The sequence below is a fragment of the Staphylococcus sp. ACRSN genome, assembly GCF_022346615.1.
Classification (GTDB): Bacteria; Bacillota; Bacilli; order Staphylococcales; family Staphylococcaceae; genus Staphylococcus.
Map to the genome: position 1 here is coordinate 84,453 of NZ_JAKRNS010000001.1, position 13,679 is coordinate 98,131.

The window sequence follows — 13,679 nt, forward strand, 5'->3', positions numbered from 1 at the left end:
CAAGATATCCTCCTTCAAAAATTCAGTTCATCGATTTAGAAATCTAAGTTTGCATAAACTGCGTTATCTTCAATAAACTGTCTACGATTCTCAACGACGTCTCCCATTAACATTTCAAATGTTTGGTCTGCGTCAATCGCGTCTTCTAATGATACTTGTAACATTGCTCGGTTTTCAGGATTCATCGTAGTTTCCCACAATTGATCCGCGTTCATTTCACCAAGACCTTTATAACGTGCAATAGACCATTTTGGACTAGGATCCAACTCTGCTTTAAGTTTGTCTAATTCGCGGTCATTAAACACATAATATTTTTGTTTACCTTGCGTTAATTTAAACAATGGTGGTTGGGCGATATAAACATATCCCGCTTCTAATAACGGTCTCATAAAGCGATAGAAGAATGTTAACAATAACGTTCTAATATGTGCACCATCGACATCTGCATCTGTCATAATAATAATCTTATGGTAACGGGCTTTGCTTAAGTCAAATTCTCCACCAATGCCTGTACCGAATGCCGTAATCATTGAACGTATTTCATTGTTATTTAAAATACGGTCTAAACGTGCTTTCTCAACATTCAATATCTTACCTCGTAATGGTAAAATTGCTTGTGTTTCTGAGTCACGACCGGATTTTGTAGACCCCCCGGCAGAGTCACCCTCTACAATAAAGATTTCACTACGCTCAGGATCTTTACTAGAACAGTCAGCAAGTTTACCAGGTAAACTTGAAATTTCTAATGCTGATTTACGACGTGTTACTTCACGCGCTTTTTTTGCAGCTAGGCGTGCTCGAGAAGCCATAATTCCTTTTTCAACAACAATACGCCCAATTTGTGGGTGTTCATAAAGGAATCTTTCGAACAACTCTGAGAATAATTTATCAACAATTTGACGTACTTCAGAGTTACCAAGTTTTGTCTTAGTTTGTCCTTCAAACTGTGGGTCACCGTGTTTGATTGACACAATTGCTGTCAAACCTTCACGTGTATCTTCACCTGATAAACGCTCTTTGTCTTCTTTTATAATTTTACTGTTTAACCCATAACTATTTAACACTCGAGATAGCGCACGTTTAAATCCTTCTTCATGTGTACCGCCTTCATATGTGTGAATATTATTCGCATATGTCAATAAGTTAGTAGCAAATCCACTGTTATATTGTAAAGCAATTTCTACTTCAACATCATCTTTTGATTGATGTACATAGATAGGCTCTTCGTGTAGTGGTTCTTTGTTTTCGTTTAACATTTCAACGTATGATTTAATACCACCTTCATAGTGATAACTATCTTCTCTTACTTCTTCATCACGTTCATCTCTTAAAATAATTGTGATGCCTTTATTTAAGAAGGCAAGTTCTCTAATACGTTGCTGTAATGTTTCATAATTATAAGTCGTTGTTTCAGTGAATATTTCAGAATCTGCTTTAAAACGTATCTCAGTTCCTGTGTTTTCATCAGTTTCACCAATAACTTTCAAGTCAAATTGTGGCGCACCTTTTTTATAAGCTTGGTGATAAATCTTTTCATGTTTATGTACATAAACTTCAAGATCTTCAGATAATGCGTTTACTACAGATGAACCTACACCGTGTAATCCACCAGATACTTTATAACCGCCGCCGCCAAATTTACCTCCAGCATGAAGCACAGTTAAGATAACCTCAACCGCTGGACGACCCATTTTTTCGTGCATACCAACAGGGATACCACGACCATTATCAGTTACTCTAATCCAATTGTCCTTTTCAATGATGACCTCAATCTTGTCTGCATAACCTGCAAGTGCTTCATCGATACTGTTATCAACAATTTCCCACACTAAGTGGTGTAGCCCCTTTTCAGAAGTAGAACCAATATACATACCTGGTCGTTTGCGGACCGCTTCGAGTCCTTCTAATACTTGAATCTGTCCAGCACCATAATCTTCCGTGTTATTCACATCTGACAATGCTTCCACCTTCACTTTCTGTTACTTTATAATTTCGCCTTGATTAATGCGATAAAGTTTAGCGTTCTTCATAATTTCATGATCTATACCATCAACTGATGTCGTCGTTACAAAAGTTTGAACTTTATGTTGTATCGTGCTTAATAAATGCGTTTGACGAGAATCATCTAATTCACTTAAGACATCATCCAACAAAAGAATTGGATACTCCCCTACTTCGATATTCATCAACTCAATCTCTGCTAATTTAATCGATAAGGCAGTCGTCCTTTGTTGTCCTTGGGATCCATATGTCTGCGCATCCATCCCGTTGACGTTAAAACCTAAGTCATCTCTGTGTGGGCCGTATAAACAGACGCCACGATCTTTCTCACGTTCCATGTTGTCATTAAGCAATGTTAAGACTTCCTCTAGACGTTCCGTTTCACTTTTATCCTCTTCGTCAAGCTTGATACTTGGCAAATACTTTAAAGATAAAGTTTCTCGTTCATCTGTAATACCAGAATGAATCGGTTTTGCTAATGATTCTAATTCTTGAATAAAATGTTTACGTCTTTCCGTCACTTTAAGCGCGTATTCAGCAAATTGTTGATTTAAGACTTCTAGCATTGTACTGTCCGTCTTTTGACCGTACTGTAATTGCTTTAGATAATTGTTCTTTTGCTTTAATATTCTTTGATATTGCGACAAATCATTGAGATATACTGCTGAAATTTGTCCTAATTCCATATCTATAAATCTTCGTCGTACTTGTGGCGAACCTTTAACGATATTTAAATCTTCCGGCGCAAATAGTACGACATTCAAATGGCCGATATACTGTGTCAGTCTACTTTGCTCTAAGTGATTGATTTTTACTTGCTTACCTTTTTTGGTGATATACATCGTAAGTGGCATCTCGCCATATCGATAGCTTAGTTCACCCTCTATTTTAGCATAGTCACTGTCAAAACGTATAAGCTCCTTATCATTTGACGTACGATGACTTTTTGCTAGTGCTAGTGTATAAATGGATTCCAGTAGATTTGTCTTTCCTTGTGCATTTTCGCCAATTAATATATTGACTTCAGGATGACATTCTATAGAAATGGATTCATAGTTACGATAGTGCTCTAGCTGAAGCGCTTTTAATTTCATTCTTCACCTTGTTGAATGATTAAAAATGACCCAACTTCAGGTATTTCCAGACTATCTTGATGATTTAGTTTTTTACCTCGACGTGTTTCACGTTCGCCATTTATCATGACCTCAAAATCTTGTAAGAACCATTTCGCCTGGCCACCAGATTCGATAATACCTTCTGTCTTTAGAAATTGTCCTAATGTGATGTCGCCATCTACAATTACTTCTTCAACCAAATCAATCACTCCATTTCTTTATAAGCTCATTAATATATTATACATTTTTTAGCGCTAAATTTCATGTAAAATACAGTTAGAAATCGCTTTCTTTCAATATATTTTGCCTTATTTCTAAATATGTTATCCAAATGTGCTTATCTTTATTGTTTTACTTATATTATTATACCAAATTTTAACTCTTACTTATTAATTTCTTTTAGCATGTTTTTGCTTCAACGTGTTAAATTTTCAAATCCACTGTTTTATATTTTTTCAAAAATAATTTAGAGCTCATTTATTTGAAATTTCACTAGAGGCATTTTAAGACTATTTATAGCCTTATTTTAAAATTTAGGGACGATTTATCCATTTCCATCTATAAATGAGCTATTTATGGCTTATATGGCTTTTAAAACGATACTCTCTAAAAAACTGCAGAAAAATTTTAATTGTAATGACTTTTAATCATATGCAGATACAAAAAAGACCTAGACATCACATGTCTAGATCTTGATTTAACCCATATGTCATAAAAAAATTAAAATTAATAAGTTCTGATAGGTAAAATTAATTGTGTAACAGAATCGTCTTCTTTAGGTTTCAAAATGAATGGTTTCATCGTACCAAAGAATTCAATTTCAACTTCATCATTATCGATTGCTTTTAATGCATCCATCATATATTTAGAGTTGAATGAAATTTTAAGGTTGCCACCTTCAACATTATTTGCGCTCACTTCTTCTTTTACAGTACCAATTTCTGGAGATGTTGAAGATAATTCTACTAATTCATTACCAGTACTTAGTTTAATAACGTTATTTCCACCTTCACGTGCTAATAAAGATGCACGATCAATTGCATGATAGAAATCACCATTATCAATTCCTAATTTAAATTCATAGTTCTCTGGGAATAGACGAGAAGTATCTGGATAGTGACCTTCTAATAAACGTGAAATAAAGTTTACATTCCCAACTTTGAATAGCACTTGGTTTGATGCAAAGAAAATATCAATGTCTTCTTCACTATCAGTCATAATTTTATTTAATTCTGATAATGCTTTACCAGGAATGATGACATTTTTATTTTCTAAATTATCTTCTAATGCTACTTTTCTAACCGCTAAACGATGTGAATCTGTAGCTGTGCATATTAATTCATTTTCTTGTATAAGCCAATTCACACCAGTAAGTACTGGGCGTGTTTCTGACGTGGACACTGCGAAATTTGTTTGTGCTATCACGTTTTTTAATACTTTAACTGATAATTGAATTGCATCGTCTCTAGAAACTTGTGGTAATAATGGATATTGATCAGGATCTAATCCACTTAAGTTAAATTCTGAATGACCAGATGTAATTAATGTTTGGAATTGTTCATTTGTAGAAAGTTTAACTTCTTTACCTGGTAATTTTTTAATTATGTCTACAAAGAAACGACCTGGAAGTACAACAGATCCAGTTTCTGCAATTTCAACAATATCTTCCCCATCAACTTGTTTAGGAATTGTAATCTCTATTGAAATTTCTGAATCAGATCCAGTAAGTATTACTTCGTTATCTTTAGCGTCAATTTTTATACCAGTTAAGATAGGTAATGTAGTTCTTGGTGAGATGGCTTTAAGTGTGTCATTTAATTGATTAATAAAATAATCTCTTCTAATTGTGAATTCCATCATTTTTAAACTCCTTCCAGTCGTTTATATATAAATTATATAGGTTTTAAAACCGTAGTAATAGTAGTAGGGCCTGTGAATTAGTGGATAACTGAAATTTTTTCAATGGTGACATCGTTTATCGACTGTGGATAACTTGTGTGTAGTGTGTATTACTTTTGCACATTGTCCACAATTACTAAAATTTATGTCAGTACGTTATTCCTCAAATTCAAAAGTTTAATCTGTTATAATACAGCTTTTTTTATTGGTTTCTTATTTCTTTTTCAAGATTCTCTACTTCTTGCTTAAATGTTGGATCATTTTTAATATCCTTTAATATCTTTTCATGTGCATGAATCACTGTTGTATGATCACGACCTCCGAATTCTTCTCCAATTTTTGGCAATGAAAAATCCGTTAACTCGCGTGATAGATACATCGCAATTTGGCGTGGATATGCGATAGATTTGGTACGTTTTTTTGCACTAAAATCTTCAATTTTCACACTATAATATTGACCAACAATTTTCTGAATATCTTGAATGGTGATTTTCTTAGATTTAGGTGCTTGAATAATATCTTTTAAGGCAGCTGCCGTTAACTCGGTTGTTATCGGTTGTCCTTGTAATTTAGAAAAGGCTAAAACGCGTGTTAATGCACCTTCCAATTCACGAATATTCGATTGAATTTGATTCGCTATATAAGTAAGTGCTTCAGATGGAATATTTAAATTCTCTTCTTCGATTTTTTTGTGTAAAATCGCCATTCGCGTTTCGTAATCAGGTGGCGTAATATCAACGATTAGTCCCCATTCAAAGCGTGAACGCAAACGATCCTCTAACTTTGCAATTTCTTTTGGCGGTCTATCACTTGATATTACTATTTGCTTATTCGCTTGATGCAATTCATTAAAAGTATGGAAAAATTCTTCTTGTGTTTGTTCTTTATTTTGAATGAATTGAATATCATCGATTAGCAAGACATCAATATTACGATATTTTTCTCTAAATTGTTCCGTTTTATTATCACGAATTGATTTAATAAATTCGTTCGTAAATTTTTCACTAGAAGTATAAATCACTTTCGCATTAGGGTTGTTGGCTAATACATAATGTCCAATTGCATGCATTAGATGCGTTTTACCTAATCCAACACCACCATAAATGAAAAGCGGGTTATAAGCTTGTGCTGGTGCTTCTGCAACAGCTAAACTTGCTGCATGTGGAAACCTGTTGCCGGGACCGATAACAAAAGTTTCAAAAGTATTATGCATATTAAATTGTTCGTCGCCAATTCTTGCTTCATCAACACCAGAGTTGTATGTATCCTTTGGTTGTTGAGGTTGATTCTTATTCTGATCTGCATCAGATTTCATATTCTCTAATTCATCTTCAGAATAGAACACAGGCATAATTTCATGTCCAATTGCCTCATATAATGCGGTTTGAATAATTTCAACATAGTGCGATTTTAACCAATTGGCCACAAATGGATCATCGATAACAATCACTGCTTCATCATTTTCTAATGAATGTAATTTGGTATCTTTAAGAAAAGTTTGATAGCTAGGATAACTTACTTTTTCTTGAGCCAAGGTAAGGACTTTTTCCCAAATTTCATGTTCTGACATAATTAACAAACTCCATATATAGTAAATTTTAAAAGTTATACACAAAATCAAGTGCAGTGGATAAACTAAATCACAAGCTGTTGATAATTATCCACAAGTTAATAACAATCAGTGGATAACTCAACCAACCTTTGAAACTATCCACAGCATTTTGTATATAATTTAATAAATCAAACCCTTGATGTATCAATAACTATATGACTTATCCACACAATTATACTTTTTAACATCAACCTCTGTCAAATAGCTGTGAATTTGTTATTAAACTATCTAAAAACTTGTGAATGGGCTATAAATTATCCACAGTAACTTAGAAATATACTGTGAATAAGTGGATAACTTTGCGAAAGGAATAGTATATCAGAAAAAGTAGCACTTGTGGGTTTGGGAAATAATTTATAAAAAATGTATGGAAAATGTATAAAGTTAAAATGGATGTAAAATCATCATTAGCAGCACGTTAAAAAATACTATAATATCGGTATTTAGATGTAAGTTTCATAAAGAATAAGTAATAGAAGTAACCTATATAATAGGAGGAAAGGAACAATTAACGCTTTTTTAGTAATTAAATTCGTACTTGCTTTATAAAATATATTTTGTTATATTGTAGTAGTTGCTTGAATTATGACTAGGAATTTATAAAGTTAAATCAAGACTTAAAGCAGAAGCGTATATCAATCTTATCTATATAACTGTTAGATAACCGAATAAATATGGAGGTGTTTTTACATGGTAAAACGTACTTATCAACCAAATAAACGTAAACATAGTAAAGTTCATGGTTTCAGAAAGCGCATGAGCACAAAAAATGGCCGTAAAGTTTTAGCGCGTCGTCGTCGTAAAGGCCGTAAAGTTTTATCAGCATAAGATCACTGACTCATCAGTGGTCTTTTTTTTAGGTTTTAAATAAATTAAAATACGCTACGTAATAATAACTGTTGCTAGTTAACGTATTAATATAGAAGTTTGATTCAGACATATAGGTTAAATAAAATGTTACAGAAGAAGATAAGCGAGTGATGCATTGGTGGAGAAAGCATATAGGATTAAAAAAAATAGTGATTTTCAATTCATCTATAAAAAAGGGAAATCAGTAGCCAATAGACAATTTGTAGTATATACAAAAACAAACAAAGAATTAGCACATTTCAGACTAGGTATAAGTGTTTCGAAAAAAATTGGTAATGCGGTTGTGAGAAATAGAATTAAGCGAGCGATTCGTGAAAATTTCAAAGTTCATAAAGAAGATATTATTCCAATAGATATTATAGTGATAGCTAGGCAACCAGCTAAAGATATGGACACACTGCAAATACAATCAAGTTTAGAACATGTATTGAAGATTGCAAAAGTATTTAATAAACGTATATAGATGATTAGTAGGGTAGGGGAACTTGAAGAAAGTAAGTGTAAAAATTAGACGGAAGTAAGACTTCGCTCACACAAACGTAAGGCTAACTTACTTGGCGATATCAAGCAATATATTCGCATTTTTGCAAAAAACTCATTACACTATTATAATGAAAAAATTTATTTAACTAGACTAGTAAGGGAGGCGAGATGGATGATGGATTTAGACACGATTACGAGTATTTCTACACCGATGGGTGAAGGTGCAATAGGTATTGTACGTTTGTCTGGTGTCGATGCGATTTCAATTGCAGATAAGTTATATAAAGGACAAAAGCGTCTTGAAGATGTTACTACGCATACGATTAATTATGGTCACATTGTAGATCCAGAATCAAAGGAAGTAGTAGAGGAAGTAATGGTATCAGTGTTAAGAGGTCCAAAGACCTTTACTCGAGAAGATATCGTAGAGATTAATTGTCATGGTGGTATCTTAACAATTAATAGAGTATTAGAATTAACGATGACTTATGGTGCACGTATTGCAGAACCTGGTGAATATACGAAACGTGCATTTTTAAATGGACGTATTGATTTATCACAAGCAGAAGCGGTGATGGACTTTATTCGTTCTAAAACCGATCGAGCATCTAAAGTTGCGATGAATCAAATTGAAGGCCGTTTAAGTGATATGATTAAGCGACAGCGACAATCCATTCTCGAAATCCTTGCTCAAGTCGAAGTGAATATAGATTATCCCGAATATGATGATGTAGAAGATGCCACGACAGAATTTTTATTAGAGCAATCGACAAATATTAAACAAGAAATTAATAAATTGTTGGAAACCGGTGCACAAGGCAAGATTATGAGAGAAGGTCTGTCTACCGTTATCGTCGGAAAACCAAACGTTGGTAAGTCTTCAATGCTCAATAATTTAATACAAGACAATAAAGCAATTGTAACTGAAGTTGCAGGCACAACTAGAGATACATTAGAAGAATATGTAAATGTTAGAGGGGTGCCTTTAAGATTAGTCGATACTGCTGGTATCCGTGATACGGAAGATATTGTTGAACGTATTGGCGTTGAACGCTCTAGAAAAGCATTGAGTGAAGCTGATTTAATCTTGTTCGTATTAAACTACAATGAAACATTGTCGGCTGAAGATCGCCAATTATTTGAAGTAATTAAAAACGAAGATGCAATTGTCATTGTTAATAAGATGGATTTAGAGCAACAATTAGATATGAATGAAGTTAAGGAAATGATTGGTGATACGCCATTAATTCAAACCTCAATGCTAAAACAAGAGGGTATTGATCAGTTAGAATTACAAATTAGAGATTTATTCTTTGGTGGCGATGTACAAAATCAAGATATGACATATGTTTCAAACTCACGTCACATTTCATTACTAAAACAAGCTAGAAATTCAATACAAGATGCTATAGACGCTGCAGAATCAGGTGTGCCGATGGATATGGTACAAATCGATTTGACAAGAACATGGGAAATATTAGGTGAAATTATTGGTGAGTCAGCGAGTGACGAATTAATCGATCAACTGTTTAGCCAATTCTGTTTAGGAAAATAATCAAGGAGGAAAAATTATGGCTCAAAAATATGATGTAATAGTAATTGGAGCTGGTCATGCGGGAATAGAAGCGGGACTTGCTTCAGCACGTCGCGGTGCAAAGACGTTAATGTTAACAATTAACTTAGATAATATTGCTTTTATGCCATGTAATCCGTCAGTAGGTGGACCGGCAAAAGGTATTGTCGTACGTGAAATAGATGCGTTAGGCGGTCAAATGGCTAAAACAATCGATAAAACACACATTCAAATGCGTATGTTAAATACAGGTAAAGGTCCTGCAGTAAGAGCATTACGTGCACAAGCCGATAAAGTACTATATCAACAAGAAATGAAGAAAGTAATTGAAGATGAAGAAAACTTGGATATTATGCAAGGCATGGTCGATGATTTAATTATTGAAGATGAAGTAATTAAAGGTGTGCGCACGAACATTGGCACAGAATATTGGGCAGAAGCAGTTATTATTACTACTGGTACATTCTTACGTGGTGAAATCATTCTAGGAAATATGAAATATTCAAGTGGTCCAAACCATCAATTACCTTCAATTTCACTTGCAGATAATTTAAGAGGTTTAGGGTTTGAAGTTGTTCGTTTTAAAACAGGTACACCACCTAGAGTAAATGCTAAAACAATTGATTATTCTAAAACTGAAATCCAACCAGGAGATGACGTAGGTAGAGCATTTAGCTTTGAAACTACTGAGTACATCTTAGATCAATTACCTTGTTGGTTAACTTATACAAATGGTGACACACACCAAGTCATCGATGATAACTTACATTTATCAGCTATGTATTCAGGTATGATTAAAGGTACAGGGCCAAGATACTGCCCATCAATCGAAGATAAATTTGTGCGTTTCAATGATAAACCACGTCATCAATTATTCCTAGAGCCTGAAGGGCGTAATACGAACGAAGTTTATGTACAAGGCTTATCAACAAGCTTACCAGAACACGTTCAACGTCAAATGTTAGAAACAATTCCAGGTTTAGAAAAAGCAGACATGATGCGTGCAGGTTATGCTATTGAATATGATGCAATCGTACCTACGCAATTATGGCCAACACTAGAAACTAAAAAGATTAAAAATTTATACACAGCAGGGCAAATAAATGGTACTTCAGGTTATGAAGAAGCGGCTGGTCAAGGTTTGATGGCTGGTATTAATGCTGCTGCACGTGTGCAACAAAAAGATGAAGTTATCCTAAGTCGTTCAGATGCATACATCGGTGTACTTATCGATGATCTTGTAACAAAAGGAACAAATGAACCATACCGTTTATTAACATCTAGAGCTGAATACCGTTTATTATTAAGACATGATAATGCAGACTTAAGATTGACTGATTTGGGCTATGAAATTGGCATGATTTCAGAGGAACGCTATGCACGCTTTAATAAAAAAAGAGCAATGATTCGCGACGAACAAGAACGCCTGCAAGGTATTCGTGTTAAACCAAATGAGCATGTGCAATCTATAATTGAAGCTCAAGGCGGATCACGTTTGAAAGATGGCATTTTAGCGTTAGAACTATTAAGACGTCCAGAAATGACATATGATTTAATTCTTGATATCCTTGAAGAATCACATCAATTACCTGCGGATGTAGAAGAACAAGTTGAAATTCAAACGAAATACGAGGGCTATATCAATAAGTCATTACAACAAGTTGAAAAAGTTAAACGTATGGAAGAAAAGAAAATTCCAGAAGACTTAGATTACAGTAAAGTAGATAGTTTAGCTACTGAAGCAAGAGAAAAATTATCAGAAGTTAAACCATTAAATATAGCGCAAGCATCTCGTATCTCTGGTGTAAATCCAGCTGATATTTCAATTTTACTCGTATTTTTAGAACAAGGTAAAATTCAAAGGGTGAATAACTAACATGAGCGTAGAATGGTTAACTCAACAATTGAGTACACATGGAATAGAGCTTTCGGAAGAACAACAACAACAGTTTCAGACGTATTATCAATTACTTGTTGAATGGAACGAGAAGATGAATTTGACAAGCATAACTGAAGAGCATGAAGTATATTTAAAACACTTCTATGATTCAATCGCACCGAGTCTTTATACAGATTTTACACAACCGTTTACGTTATGTGATGTAGGAGCTGGAGCTGGTTTTCCAAGTATTCCGCTGAAAATTATTTTTCCAAATTTAAAAGTTACAATTGTGGACTCACTAAATAAACGAATTCAATTCCTCAATCAATTGGCAGATGCTTTAAAGTTACAGGATGTTAGTTTTGTACATGATAGAGCAGAAACGTTTGGAAAGGGAGTATACAGGGAGTCTTATGATATCGTTACAGCAAGAGCGGTTGCAAGACTTTCAGTGTTAAGTGAATTGTGTATTCCGTTAGTGAAAAAAGGCGGTCAGTTTATTGCTTTGAAATCAGCAAAAGGTGACGAAGAATTAGAAGAAGCTGCCTTTGGTATCGGCGTGTTCGGTGGTAAGGTAATTGATACAATTTCATATGAGCTACCAGAAGATGCCGGCGAGAGACAGATGATGATCATTGAAAAAAGAAGTCAAACGCCTAAAAAATATCCAAGAAAACCTGGAACGCCAAATAAGTCACCATTACTAGAAAAGTAATATCATTCAATAACAATTAATTTAGAGGGAGCGCATCAAATATGAAAAAACCTTTTTCTAAATTATTTGGTTTAAAAAATAAAGATGACATAGTTGGTTATATTGAAGAAGATTATAATAATAACGTTGAATCTATTCATATTGAGCGCATTGTGCCAAACCGTTATCAACCAAGACAAGTATTTGAGCCAAATAAGATTAAAGAACTCGCAGAATCTATAGAAGAACATGGTTTGTTACAACCAATTGTCGTACGTCCAATTGAAGAAGAAATGTTTGAAATTATTGCAGGTGAGCGACGATTTAGAGCATTACAGAGTATTGGCAAAACGCATGCAGACGTAATCATTAGATTTTTAGATGATGAAGAAACAGCAGTTGTTGCACTGATTGAGAATATTCAACGTGAAAACTTATCAGTCATCGAAGAAGCAGAAGCATATAAAAAGCTGCTAGAGATTGGTGATACAACACAAAGTGAATTAGCTAAAAGTGTTGGAAAAAGTCAGAGCTTTATCGCTAACAAATTACGATTGCTAAAGTTAACACCAAAGGTAATCGAACGTTTAAGAGAAGGCAAAATTACTGAGCGCCATGCACGTGCACTATTGAGTTTATCAGAAGAAGAACAAGCAATTTTAGTAGAAACGATTATTAGTCAGAAGTTAAATGTTAAACAGACTGAAGCACGTGTAAAACAAAAACTTGGTCCAGAAAAAGTGAAGGCGCAACGCTTTGAGTTCGCTAAAGATTTAACTGATGCGAGAGAAACAGTTGGTAAAAGTATAGAGTCTATAGAGCAAAGTGGTATTCAGGTTGAGCATCAAACTAAAGATCACGATGATTATTATGAAATTAAGATAAAATTATATAAACGTTAAAGATATTAGGTTAGTATTATGATATAAAGGGTCTAGGACATTAGTCTTTCAGACTAAAATAAAATCGATGATTTTTACTGTGAAAATGTAAAAATCATCGATTTTTCTATATTATAATTCCTCAAAATTGTTTTATTAGTTTTCGAATTATGTTTCATACATTGGTTACGTAGTAAGCACCCTGAACAATCATCACATTTATATAATTTGAAATCTCTTTTAAAACCATATCTATTATTACGATAAGCATATTTTTTAAAGCCAAGTCTCTTATAATTAAGAAATATAAATTCATCATTTATTTCATCATAAGACACCTCGTTAATTTAGTTTAGTAATGTTTATTAAATTATACGAAAGTTTCTTATTTTTTGTAGTAATAACATATATGAACTTCGTATTGTTTGCGAGACACCTAAGGGAGTAGGGTGAGTGTCGAGACCAAGGCTCGACCCATCCCCCTAGGTAAGTGAGCAATAACAATATGGAGTATTGATATAAATAACAAGCCCATCAAAGATCAAAATCTTTGATGGGCTTAATGCTTGGTATTTATGATCCAGACTCTATTTTTTGTTTAATGGCAATGTGATTTTGAATAAAGTAAGTATTTGTTAACAGTCAGAATAATACGTGAAAGTATATTAC

General features: G+C 33.8%; 11 protein-coding genes and 1 pseudogene. 6 read left to right on the forward strand and 6 right to left on the reverse strand.

Features of this window, described 5'->3' with window-relative positions; all coding sequences use genetic code 11:
• Positions 1–35: 35 nt before the first annotated feature.
• The 5 genes from gyrB to dnaA form a co-directional block, all read right to left on the reverse strand.
• Positions 36–1,967, reverse strand: a complete 1,932-nt coding sequence (gene gyrB, locus MHZ36_RS00430; RefSeq protein WP_239228904.1) for a DNA topoisomerase (ATP-hydrolyzing) subunit B — start codon at positions 1,965–1,967, stop codon at positions 36–38.
• Between the two features lie 12 nt (positions 1,968–1,979).
• On the reverse strand, positions 1,980–3,095 hold the full coding sequence (recF, locus tag MHZ36_RS00435; protein ID WP_239228905.1) for a DNA replication/repair protein RecF: 1,116 nt from the start codon (positions 3,093–3,095) through the stop codon (positions 1,980–1,982).
• Entirely contained in the window at positions 3,092–3,325 is a 234-nt protein-coding gene (gene yaaA / locus MHZ36_RS00440) for a S4 domain-containing protein YaaA (protein WP_239228907.1), read from the reverse strand. Before yaaA ends, recF begins: the two co-directional genes overlap by 4 nt.
• 517 nt (positions 3,326–3,842) lie before the next feature.
• Complete coding sequence (dnaN, locus tag MHZ36_RS00445; RefSeq protein ID WP_239228908.1) at positions 3,843–4,976, reverse strand: DNA polymerase III subunit beta; 1,134 nt, start codon at positions 4,974–4,976, stop codon at positions 3,843–3,845.
• Positions 4,977–5,217: 241 nt separating this feature from the next.
• On the reverse strand, positions 5,218–6,585 hold the full coding sequence (gene dnaA, locus MHZ36_RS00450; protein WP_239228909.1) for a chromosomal replication initiator protein DnaA: 1,368 nt from the start codon (positions 6,583–6,585) through the stop codon (positions 5,218–5,220).
• A gap of 732 nt (positions 6,586–7,317) precedes the next feature.
• Here dnaA and rpmH point away from each other — a divergent pair.
• From rpmH to noc, 6 genes are all read left to right on the forward strand, one after another.
• Entirely contained in the window at positions 7,318–7,455 is a 138-nt protein-coding gene (gene rpmH, locus MHZ36_RS00455) for a 50S ribosomal protein L34 (protein ID WP_000240855.1), read from the forward strand.
• A 157-nt stretch (positions 7,456–7,612) separates the two neighbouring features.
• Entirely contained in the window at positions 7,613–7,960 is a 348-nt protein-coding gene (gene rnpA / locus MHZ36_RS00460) for a ribonuclease P protein component (protein ID WP_239228910.1), read from the forward strand.
• Between the two features lie 195 nt (positions 7,961–8,155).
• Complete coding sequence (mnmE, locus tag MHZ36_RS00465) at positions 8,156–9,535, forward strand: tRNA uridine-5-carboxymethylaminomethyl(34) synthesis GTPase MnmE (RefSeq protein ID WP_239229210.1); 1,380 nt, start codon at positions 8,156–8,158, stop codon at positions 9,533–9,535.
• Positions 9,536–9,551: 16 nt separating this feature from the next.
• On the forward strand, positions 9,552–11,429 hold the full coding sequence (gene mnmG, locus MHZ36_RS00470) for a tRNA uridine-5-carboxymethylaminomethyl(34) synthesis enzyme MnmG (RefSeq protein ID WP_239228911.1): 1,878 nt from the start codon (positions 9,552–9,554) through the stop codon (positions 11,427–11,429).
• A 1-nt stretch (position 11,430) separates the two neighbouring features.
• Complete coding sequence (gene rsmG / locus MHZ36_RS00475) at positions 11,431–12,150, forward strand: 16S rRNA (guanine(527)-N(7))-methyltransferase RsmG (RefSeq protein WP_239228912.1); 720 nt, start codon at positions 11,431–11,433, stop codon at positions 12,148–12,150.
• A 41-nt stretch (positions 12,151–12,191) separates the two neighbouring features.
• Positions 12,192–13,031: a nucleoid occlusion protein gene (gene noc, locus MHZ36_RS00480; RefSeq protein WP_239228913.1), complete on the forward strand. Its 840-nt coding sequence runs from the start codon at positions 12,192–12,194 to the stop codon at positions 13,029–13,031.
• Between the two features lie 104 nt (positions 13,032–13,135).
• On the opposite strand, the pseudogene MHZ36_RS00485 reads toward noc, so the two are convergent.
• Positions 13,136–13,342, reverse strand: a pseudogene (locus MHZ36_RS00485) (transposase); the annotation flags it as partial.
• Positions 13,343–13,679 lie beyond the last annotated feature (337 nt).

Excerpts from the sequence above, each read along its gene's own strand:
- recF (WP_239228905.1), bottom strand. The coding sequence starts at position 3,095 with ATGAAATTAAAAGCGCTTCAGCTAGAGCACTATCGTAACTATGAATCC.
- dnaN (WP_239228908.1), bottom strand. The coding sequence starts at position 4,976 with ATGATGGAATTCACAATTAGAAGAGATTATTTTATTAATCAATTAAAT.
- dnaA (WP_239228909.1), bottom strand. The coding sequence starts at position 6,585 with ATGTCAGAACATGAAATTTGGGAAAAAGTCCTTACCTTGGCTCAAGAA.
- rpmH (WP_000240855.1), top strand. The coding sequence starts at position 7,318 with ATGGTAAAACGTACTTATCAACCAAATAAACGTAAACATAGTAAAGTT.
- mnmE (WP_239229210.1), top strand. The coding sequence starts at position 8,156 with ATGGATTTAGACACGATTACGAGTATTTCTACACCGATGGGTGAAGGT.
- mnmG (WP_239228911.1), top strand. The coding sequence starts at position 9,552 with ATGGCTCAAAAATATGATGTAATAGTAATTGGAGCTGGTCATGCGGGA.
- rsmG (WP_239228912.1), top strand. The coding sequence starts at position 11,431 with ATGAGCGTAGAATGGTTAACTCAACAATTGAGTACACATGGAATAGAG.
- noc (WP_239228913.1), top strand. The coding sequence starts at position 12,192 with ATGAAAAAACCTTTTTCTAAATTATTTGGTTTAAAAAATAAAGATGAC.